Origin of the sequence: Arsukibacterium sp. (assembly GCF_036735525.1) — a bacterium.
Classification (GTDB): Bacteria; Pseudomonadota; Gammaproteobacteria; order Enterobacterales; family Alteromonadaceae; genus Alishewanella.
This window is the reverse complement of sequence record NZ_DAINOE010000029.1, coordinates 1-3501: the sequence shown is the minus strand read 5'-3', so window position 1 is coordinate 3501 and position 3501 is coordinate 1. Positions and strand designations below refer to the sequence as shown.

Below are 3501 nucleotides of genomic sequence, written 5' to 3'. Positions count from 1 at the left end.
ATTATCTGCAAAGGCTCAGCCTGATTAATACACCGTTTAGGATAACATCGGGCATGTTTGCCGGCAAAAGCACCAAAGTAACGGCTAAAATCGTTGATCATATGCATCCAGTGCGGTCTGGCCGCAAAGCCATAATAAGACCAACTGCACTGACTCCAGCTTTCTTCAGATGTGCAACCCTGCGCCGCTGCGGCAGTGCGCAACAGCTCAATATACTCATGCTCCTTAAATTGCAAATGCCCCATAAGCTGTTGAAAGCTTAGTAATACAGGAGCGGAGCTAAACAATATATTTCCCGTACGACTCATGGATCTGCACAGTAATCGTTGCTTAATTGACGTAAAGTCACTTTGCTCTAAACTGCCAGCTAATCCTGCGCGAATAGGGTTTAAATCAACATACATCATGCAGCTTAAGATAGCCGTACTATCTAACAATGCCTGAGATTTATAACGTGACTCCCAAAAATGGCCACGACACTTATCTTCATCATTTGCCCTGCGGCTGATGTACTCATTCAGCGTCTTCATAAACCAGCTGATATCAGACAATCGTTGCCGCCAGCATTTAACCGTATCAATGTATTGCTTTAATTGTTGATCGGGTAAGTCTTCTTTTTTACAGCCCGCTACCCAGCCAGGTGTTTTACATACCCGTTTCCAGCGCTCAACGACTTCTGCAATGGACCAATTGTTAGCTTTATGAAGATCAACTTTCACCACCAGGTGATAGTGATTACTCATAATGGCATAGGCTGCAACATCAATCGCAAAAGCTTCGGTTAAATACTTAATGCGCTGCAGGATCCACTCCCGACGATACGAGTAATCCTTGCCCGATGCGGCATCAAAGCCTGTGAGAAAACTCTTTCTGACACAACGATTTATAAGGTGATAACAGCTGGTTTGATCTAAATTAATAAGCTCTTTCCTGGCCCGGGTCATAATGATCTCCTAATCGCATTCCTTTTAAGCGAAAGCCTAGCCAAGCAGAAATAAATGTCAAATAAAAAACACTAAAAAGTTCATTTTAATTTAACCTTTAAGCACTTACAGCACCGCATTCGTTAACATTATTTAATCCAACCCTGGCTAATATGCCTGAAAAAATCTGTCCCGGCCTTGTGCAACCATTCAAAAACTAACATTTCCTTGCTAATGATTTGCGCACCAGCTTGTTGCATCCGACTAAGTGCCAGTGCTTTATTCTTCAGATCACGGGAACCTACTGCCTCTTCAACCACAAACACCTGGTAATTACCGGAAATAAGGTCAAGGACAGTCTGTAATACACACACATGGGTTTCAGTGCCGATAACGACTATTTGTCGACGTTGTAAGCTTGCTAATTTTTGTTCTACTGCAGACGCTTGAAAGGCACTAAAGTGTATTTTTTCAAAAATTTGCTCTTGCGTTACTAACTCAGCAAGGCTTGGTAACGTATGCCCTAGCCCTTTTGAATAATGCTCTGTTACCAGCACGGGAATATCGAACTGAGGCGCAAGCTGCAACACCCAGGCAGCCGCATCAGTAACAGCTTGACTATCGGCAATGGCGGGGGCTAAACGTTGTTGAATATCAATCAATAACACTACACTGTCTTTGGCCTGAAGTAACATTTACCCTCCTGGAAAATTAACTTTGTTGTGGAACGCCACACTGGTTTTCAGTTGTACTTGAAGGCAACGCCGCAATCGCTATGATGTGGCCCGAGGGGGTAAATTGCATTTCTACCCATTGCGGTTTTAACACAGGCTCAATTTTTATATGAGCAGCCAGCTCCTGAACCAGATCAATGGCAACATTTAGCTGCAAATTATCACACAGAGCAATTTGCCAGATATCGTCATGCTGGGTAAGTAAACCAACCTGGCGGTGCAATACGCTTCTTAGCTGCCCAGCTTGCTGCAATTTTCGCTGCTGCTCTTTCAGCGTTTTTAACCTTTGTTGAACAATAGCATTAGCCGCATTTTCAACAGATGCGGTATTGCTTGATGACGCCGTTAAATGATGCCATTGCACCTTAACATTAACATCCTTCGCATCAACACCACTACCAGGCGCTGTTCTGCTAAGAGTATCAATTCGATAATAGGCGGGAAGCTTAGCAGGGTTTACCCAGCTCAACACTAAGACTAAAGCCGCACATCCCAGGGCTAACTGTGAAAAATACCACCAGGAATGCCAACTCTTACGTTTAACTGATTGCTTTGCCTGTTGCAAAATACGCTGTTTAACGTCAACAGGTAACGGCTGTTCCAATTTCAGTGATTTATAGGCATCACGTAATTCATCATCCAGTCTGTGCTTAGACATGTTCTTCTCCCAGCAGCTGAGCTAAGCGTTCACGTGCATAACGTAAGCGACTTTTAATGGTTTCTGGCAACTCACCCGTTATATGTGCAATATCTTCCAGGCTAAAATCTTCCAGTTGCAGCAAGATGGCCTCACGTTGTAAGGGCGGTAACGCCTGTAAAGCGACTGCAAGGCGTTGCTTTTGCTGCAAGCCGGTTAGTTGCTCAAAAATAGACTGTCCATTGGTCGTATCATTAATTGCTTTATCGTCCTGCCATTCGGTTAAATGCCAGCGCTGCTGTTTACGTAGTTCGTCTACCAGCGCATTTCTTGCCAAAGTAAATAACCAGGTTTTAAAGCGGCTTTCTGCCCGATAGCTATGCCGGTTTTCCAGAACCTTTAACCAACATTGCTGGCTGATATCAGCAGCAAGCTGTGCATCAGCTTGCCGTAATAAAAAATGATACAGATCATCGCCACAACGCAGAATCAGCTTTTCCAACCACTGCAGTTCACCACTTTGCTGAAATTGTTGCATCAGTTGATCGGCACAGCTGCTTCGGTTAAACCAACCTGGAAGTATTACAGACCATGTCATAAGCTACATCCTTCTTATAGTGCCTGTTCTTGTTGTGCCTGTCCTGAGCTTAGCCAGCATCTAGAGTAAAATCGAGAACTACTTGCAAATTTGATTGGCGAATTGCTTTTCCATCAAGTACTTGTGGCTGATATTTCCAGCGTCTCAGGGCTCTGACTGCTTCACGGTCAAAAACGCCTCTGGGCTCAGCCTGTACCACCTCAACATCTGTTACACCGCCAGTTTCATCAATAGTGAAACTCAGTTTTACCCAACCGCTAATGCCATTTCTAAGCGCATCCATCGGGAAACGCGGCTCTACCCTGACAACCGGCGTAGCGGACTTATCCACACCTGCGTTAAAGGATCCCTGAGTCGTAGTAATCTGTGGCGACGGCACATTAAAGACTGTCCCCGGTGTAGTTATGTTGGTAATTTCAACCGTGGTACGTGGTAATGGGTCAGGTTGCACTATTGGTGGTGGCGGCTCAGGCATAGTTTTTACTACAGTGGCTGAGTCTTCCGAATTTTTATACAGCTCCACCACTGCCCGTTCAACCACAGGTGGCCGCTCGGTTAGCTGCGGCTTAATTAGCATGTACATCATTACAAATAAACTAAAGGTAACCA

The 3501-nt window shown here is 44.7% G+C and carries 5 protein-coding genes; all 5 read right to left on the bottom strand.

Annotated elements, in window-relative coordinates; translation table 11 throughout:
• Window positions 1-944, bottom strand: a 944-nt coding sequence (locus tag V7D78_RS07635) for a transposase (protein ID WP_333607851.1), incomplete at its 3' end; no start/stop codon positions are given.
• Window positions 945-1072: 128 nt separating this feature from the next.
• The gene (locus V7D78_RS07630; protein ID WP_333607850.1) at window positions 1073-1591 is read right to left on the bottom strand and encodes an isochorismatase family protein; all 519 of its coding nucleotides are present in this window, start codon (window positions 1589-1591) and stop codon (window positions 1073-1075) included.
• Between the two features lie 43 nt (window positions 1592-1634).
• Window positions 1635-2315 carry a hypothetical protein gene (locus tag V7D78_RS07625; RefSeq protein ID WP_333607849.1) on the bottom strand — a complete coding sequence of 227 codons (681 nt, stop codon included), beginning with the start codon at window positions 2313-2315 and terminating at the stop codon, window positions 1635-1637.
• The gene (locus V7D78_RS07620; protein WP_333607848.1) at window positions 2308-2892 is read right to left on the bottom strand and encodes a sigma-70 family RNA polymerase sigma factor; all 585 of its coding nucleotides are present in this window, start codon (window positions 2890-2892) and stop codon (window positions 2308-2310) included. Before V7D78_RS07620 ends, V7D78_RS07625 begins: the two co-directional genes overlap by 8 nt.
• A gap of 49 nt (window positions 2893-2941) precedes the next feature.
• On the bottom strand, window positions 2942-3501 hold a 560-nt coding region (locus V7D78_RS07615), incomplete at its 5' end, for an energy transducer TonB (RefSeq protein WP_333607847.1).

Bases quoted from the DNA above. Each gene is read 5' to 3' on its own strand.
- V7D78_RS07625 (WP_333607849.1), bottom strand. From the start codon at position 2,315: ATGTCTAAGCACAGACTGGATGATGAATTACGTGATGCCTATAAATCA.
- V7D78_RS07620 (WP_333607848.1), bottom strand. From the start codon at position 2,892: ATGACATGGTCTGTAATACTTCCAGGTTGGTTTAACCGAAGCAGCTGT.